We start from the raw sequence: 5338 nt of genomic DNA, 5'->3' as shown, positions 1-5338 counted from the left end.
CAGCTATCACAACATCACGGTCTCCCAGGTGCAGCGGCCCTTGGCGAGTGAGGACCCAGCGCAGCAGCACTACTCCCTGGATCTTGCCGAAGCCGTCGTCTCCGAATACAAACTGGACCTCGTATGTACTGATGAAGTGGCCGACGAGCTGATTGGCGCCATCACGACAGCGGCGCATACGGGTCTGCCAGACGCCGGCTGGATCTTTGTGAGCGAGGTGACGAAGGCAATTGAAATTCGCTGAAAGCCTGTCCAACTTGCAGCTTTCCGAAGCTTCACCCTCAAGCCGGACGTATGATGGCCAGATGGAAATTATGATAACGATCGGGGCAACGGCCACTGGCCACAGTTTACGACTCGCGCTGGGGCCGCTCGGCCACTTGGTCGGCTGCCTGCCAATTGGCTACACCGGTGGCGCGAACGTCAGCGCCTTCGCGCCGATGGCCATCCCTCCCGACCTGAAACGGCTGCTGCAGGACCGCGACCAATGACCTCCCCTTCTGCAAGGGCGGCGCAACCCCGCCCTGTGGCCGCCGCCTCGAGCGACCGCTGGTGGCTGTGGATGGTGATCGCCGCGTCAATGCTGGCGCTCGACCAGGGCGTCAAGTGGATCGTCGCGCAGAATCTGCCGCTGGGCGCGAGCATCGCGGTCACCGAGTGGTTCAATCTGGTCCATGTTCTCAACCCGGGCGCTGCGTTTTCGTTCCTGGCCGACGCCGGCGGATGGCAGCGCCACGCGCTGACCGTGCTGGGCGTGGCCGTCAGTGTCGTGCTCGCCGGGCTGCTGTGGCGCGGCGTCGGCAGTCCTGTCGAGCGCGTGGCCTATGTCGGCCTGATCGGTGGCGCGCTGGGCAACGTCGTCGACCGGGTTCGCATTGGCGCGGTGGTCGACTACCTCGATCTGCATTGGCGCGACATGCACTGGCCTGCCTTCAACCTGGCGGACATCTTCATCGTCGGCAGCGCGGCGCTGCTGGTGCTGGCGGCGTTCAGGCCGGGCGCAAACGGGCAACAAACCGGACAAGGGAGTACTGGATGATGAGCATTGCTGTTTCGAATCGTCGACTTGCGCGCATCGCCGCAGCCTTGTTGATATTGGGTGCGGCGTCAGCCGTCCATGCGCAGGTGCGGGTCGACGGGGCGTGGGCGCGTGCGACCGTGCCGAGCCAGTCGGCCACGGGCGCCTTTATGCGCCTGACCGCCGACAAAGATGTCGTTCTCACCGGCGTCAGCTCGCCGGTCGCCCGTGTCGTCGAAGTGCACGAGATGTCGATGGACAAGGACATCATGCGCATGCGCGCAGTCGATCAACTTCCCTTGAAGGCCGGCCAGACGAACGAGCTGAAGTCCGGTGGACTGCACATCATGATGATGGGGCTGAAGAAGCAGATCAAGGTGGGGGAGGTCGTGCCCTTGACGCTCTCGTTCAAGGCGGCCGACGGCCGCGTGTCGACGGTCGAAGCGAATGCAATGGCCAGTTTCGCCCCGCCCGAACGATGAGCACAGCACAGTCGGTGGGGCCGCGCCACGGCGGCCGGTATGCCACGTTCTGGACACCGCTGTTCCTGGCCTGGCTGCTGGCGTTGTTGGCCACGGCCGGCGCACTGTTCCTGGGCGAGGTTATGGGCAATACACCCTGCGTTCTGTGCTGGTATCAGCGCATCGCGATGTTTCCGCTGGTGCTGGTGCTCGGCATGGGCTTGTTCACCTCGGACCCTCGCTGTGCGCGCTACGCCTTGCCACTGGCCGCGGTGGGATGGGGCATCGCTGCCTACCACCTGATGGTTTTCTGGGGCGTGGTGTCCGAGGGCCTCGTGCCCTGCGGCCAGGGATCGTCCTGCACCGATATCGATGTGCAGGTGGCCGGTTTGATGCCGATTCCGCTGCTGTCGCTGGCGGCGTTCAGCGGCATCCTGGTGCTGCTGTGGTTTTCAATGAGGAGGGCAAAGGCATGAGCAGGAAGTGGATGGTTCTGGCGACGGTCGCCGTGGTCGTTCTGGCCTTCGCGGCAGGGGTCGTGGTCTTCACGGGGCGCACGAACCAGGAGGTGACGGCGGCGGCCCAGACGCACAGCGACGCGCTGGTCAGGCCGCACTCGCCCATCTACGGCAATCCGGCGGCCAAGGTGACGATCGTCGAGTTCTTCGATCCGTCCTGCGAGGCCTGCAGCGCCTTCTATCCGATCGTCAAGCGCATCGTCAACGCGAGCTTCGGCCAGGTCCGGCTCGTCGTGCGCTATGCGCCTTTGCACCACGGGTCGGATACGGCCGTGCGGATCATCGAGGCGGCGCGGCTGCAGGACAAATACTGGGAGGCGCTCGAGCGGGCGCTGGCTGTGCAGCCGCAGTGGGCCGCGCATGACCGGCCCCAGCCGCTGTTGATCTGGGACGTCATTGGCGACATCGGCCTGGACATGGCGAAGGCGAGAGCGGATGCCGATGGGCCGGCCGTCGACCAGATGCTGCGGCAGGACATCGCCGACATGCAGGTGCTGAGGGTGAATCGCACGCCGGGCTTCTTCGTCAATGGCACGCCCTTGCGTGACTTCGGCGAGGCGCCATTGAAGGCGCTTGTCGAGCAAGAGCTCAAGAAGGGGTCGTCTCAGAAAACGGAAAACAAAGCACGGTAAGTCCCTTGGTTTCGCGCTTGTAGTCACGCTTGAACTGGCCAGTGTGATCAATCTTTCGCATTCAGGTCCGCCATCAGGTCCTCGACGGTGGCGAACGACTTCAGGCCACCATTGCGCGCCTCCTTCATCGCTTCGATAGTATCGACGTTGGGAACCAGTGGCTCGAACGGCAGTGCCTTCTCGCGTGCGACTCGGGTCAGCATGATGCGGAAGGCGTCCGACACGGTCAGCCCCATCGCCGCAAGCACGGCGGTCGCCTCTTCCTTGATGTGCTCGTTGATTCTGACACGGACAACAGCATTTTCGGACATGTTCTGATCCTCCAGTTTGGTGAGCTACATTGCAGCCCACGAGACGCCATGACGCATCCCTTGCGTGTTGACCGGATGTCGGAAAATATCGGTTGCCCACACGACCGGCAAAGCGTCGCAAACAATGGTTTCGACAGGGCGAAGCAACGGCCGTGAGTCAGTCCGCACTCAGCACTTGCACCGCCGGCCTTGCCAGACTCCGCCGCAACTGCCACTGCTTGACCAGCGCATACAGTGCCGGGATGACGCAGAGGGTCAGCACCGTCGAGGAGACCATGCCGCCGACCATCGGCGCGGCGATGCGGCTCATCACTTCCGAGCCGGTGCCGGTCGACCACATGATCGGCAGCAGGCCGGCCATGATCGCCACCACGGTCATCATCTTCGGCCGCACGCGTTCGACGGCGCCTTCCATAATTGCGTGGTAGAGGTCCGTGGCGCTCGGATCTTGTCCTTCGGCGCGACGTTTGGCGGTGATCTCCTGCCACGACTGGTCGAGGTAGATCAGCATGACGACGCCGGTCTCGGCGGCGACGCCGGCCAGCGCGATGAAACCGACCGCCACCGCGACGCTCATGTTGTAGCCCAGCCACCACATCAGCCAGATGCCGCCGACCAGCGCGAAGGGTACCGAGAGCATCACGATCAGCGTCTCGGTCAGGCGGCGGAAGTTGAGGTAGAGGAGCACGAAGATGATCGCCAGCGTCAGCGGCACGACGAGGGCCAGCTTGGCCTTGGCCCGCTCCATGTACTCGAACTGGCCCGACCAGGTGGCGTAATAGCCAGGCGGAAAGCTGACCTTGTCGGCCACCGCCTTCTGGGCATCCTTGACGTAGGAACCGACGTCGCGATCGCGGATGTCGACGAAGACGTAGGCGGCGAGCAGCGCATTCTCGGTCTTGATCCCGGGCGGGCCGTTGCGCAGCTCGATGCTCGCCAGTTGCCCGAGCGGGATCATCCCGGCATTGCCTGGGACGAAGACCTCGTTGGCGATGCGCTGCGGATCGTCGCGTAGTGCGCGCGGATAGCGCACGGTGACGTTGTAGCGCTCGAGGCCCTCGACGGCGGTGGTCACCGTCGCGCCCCCGAGAGCGCTGCTGATCACCTGCTGGAAGTCGCCGACGGTGATCCCGTAGCGTGCCAGCTGCTCGCGCTTCGGCGTGATGTCCAGATAGTAGCCGCCGGTGACCCGCTCGGCGTAGGCGCTCGACGTGCCGGGCACGTCCTTCACCGCCTGTTCGATCTCGCGCGCGACCTTCTCGATCACCGCCAGCTCCTTGCCGAAGACCTTGACGCCGACCGGCGTGCGGATGCCGGTCGAAAGCATGTCGATCCTCGCCTTGATCGGCATCGTCCACGAGTTGGCAACGCCGGGAAACTTGAGCGCAGCGTCCATCTCGGCGATCAGCTTGTCGACCGTCAGACCGGCCCGCCATTCCTTCTCGGGTTTGAGGTTGATCACCGTCTCGAACATCTCGATCGGCGCCGGATCGGTGGCGCTGGCCGCGCGGCCAGCCTTGCCATAGACCGACTCGACTTCAGGGAAGGTCTTGATGACGCGGTTGGTGGTCTGCAGCAGGCGCGCGGCTTCGGTCACCGACATGCCGGGCAGCGAGGCCGGCATGTAGAACAAGGAGCCTTCGTTGAGCGTCGGCATGAACTCCGAACCGATGCGGCTGGCCGGCACCACGGTGACCGCCATCGCCACGCCCGCCAGCACCAGGGTAACGATCTTGTTGTGCATCACCGACTGGATGATCGGCCGGTACACCCAGATCAGGAAGCGGTTCACCGGGTTCTTCTGCTCGGGCATGATCCGCCCGCGAATGAAGAACATCATCAGCACCGGCACCAGCGTCACCGACAATACCGCCGCGCCGGCCATGGCGAAGGTCTTGGTGAAGGCCAGCGGACTGAACAGCCGCCCTTCCTGGCCCTCAAGGGTAAACACCGGCAGGAAGGAGACGGTGATGATCAGCAAGGAGTAGAACAGCGCCGGCCCGACTTCCTTGCAGGCCCGGATCATGGTCGCTGCTCGATCGTGCCGCGTCGCGTGCGGCGGCAGGTGCTCGAGCCGCTTGTGGGCATTTTCGATCATCACGATCGCCGCATCGACCATGGCGCCGATGGCGATGGCGATGCCGCCGAGGCTCATGATGTTCGAACCCATATTCATCGTACGCATGGCGATGAAGGCGATCAGGATGCCGATCGGCAGGGTCAGGATGGCGACCAGCGCGCTGCGCACGTGCATCAGGAAGATCACGCAAAGGGCTAAAGTCAAATCTGGTGTATGGAATGCTGTAGGCATTGGCTGAATCAGGCGGCTAGCCGCTGCTGTTGATCGTCGTCGTCAGTCACTGAAACGCCGTTCTTGAAGACAGTGCCGGCGAGCAGT

The 5338-nt window shown here is 63.9% G+C and carries 7 protein-coding genes and 1 pseudogene; 6 read left to right on the top strand and 2 right to left on the bottom strand.

What is annotated here, in order from left to right; all coding sequences use genetic code 11:
• The 6 genes from V5B39_RS21600 to V5B39_RS21575 all read left to right on the top strand — a co-directional run.
• Window positions 1-244: P-II family nitrogen regulator (locus V5B39_RS21600; protein ID WP_332344881.1), on the top strand; the 244-nt coding region annotated here is incomplete at its 5' end.
• A gap of 61 nt (window positions 245-305) precedes the next feature.
• Window positions 306-491 carry a DUF3703 domain-containing protein gene (locus tag V5B39_RS21595; protein ID WP_169072196.1) on the top strand — a complete coding sequence of 62 codons (186 nt, stop codon included), beginning with the start codon at window positions 306-308 and terminating at the stop codon, window positions 489-491.
• 71 nt (window positions 492-562) lie between these two features.
• Window positions 563-1039: a signal peptidase II gene (gene lspA / locus V5B39_RS21590; RefSeq protein WP_287463460.1), complete on the top strand. Its 477-nt coding sequence runs from the start codon at window positions 563-565 to the stop codon at window positions 1037-1039.
• Window positions 1036-1500 carry a copper chaperone PCu(A)C gene (locus tag V5B39_RS21585; protein ID WP_332344880.1) on the top strand — a complete coding sequence of 155 codons (465 nt, stop codon included), beginning with the start codon at window positions 1036-1038 and terminating at the stop codon, window positions 1498-1500. The genes lspA and V5B39_RS21585 overlap by 4 nt, the downstream gene beginning before the upstream one ends.
• 14 nt (window positions 1501-1514) lie before the next feature.
• Window positions 1515-1955 (top strand): disulfide bond formation protein B, encoded by a 441-nt coding sequence (locus V5B39_RS21580; RefSeq protein WP_332344879.1) that lies wholly within the window; start codon window positions 1515-1517, stop codon window positions 1953-1955.
• Window positions 1952-2629 carry a DsbA family protein gene (locus V5B39_RS21575; RefSeq protein ID WP_332344878.1) on the top strand — a complete coding sequence of 226 codons (678 nt, stop codon included), beginning with the start codon at window positions 1952-1954 and terminating at the stop codon, window positions 2627-2629. The genes V5B39_RS21580 and V5B39_RS21575 overlap by 4 nt, the downstream gene beginning before the upstream one ends.
• A gap of 47 nt (window positions 2630-2676) precedes the next feature.
• Here V5B39_RS21575 and V5B39_RS21570 read toward each other — a convergent pair whose 3' ends face one another.
• Both V5B39_RS21570 and V5B39_RS21565 read right to left on the bottom strand, forming a co-directional pair.
• Window positions 2677-2940: a type II toxin-antitoxin system RelB/DinJ family antitoxin gene (locus V5B39_RS21570; protein WP_287463456.1), complete on the bottom strand. Its 264-nt coding sequence runs from the start codon at window positions 2938-2940 to the stop codon at window positions 2677-2679.
• Window positions 2941-3097: 157 nt separating this feature from the next.
• Window positions 3098-5224, bottom strand: a pseudogene (locus tag V5B39_RS21565) (efflux RND transporter permease subunit); the annotation flags it as partial.
• Between the last annotated feature and the right edge of the window lie 114 nt (window positions 5225-5338).

This window comes from Accumulibacter sp. (assembly GCF_036625275.1).
Lineage (GTDB): Bacteria > Pseudomonadota > Gammaproteobacteria > Burkholderiales > Rhodocyclaceae > Accumulibacter.
Note: the sequence above shows the minus strand (reverse complement) of the source record. Positions and strands in the feature narration are given on the sequence as shown.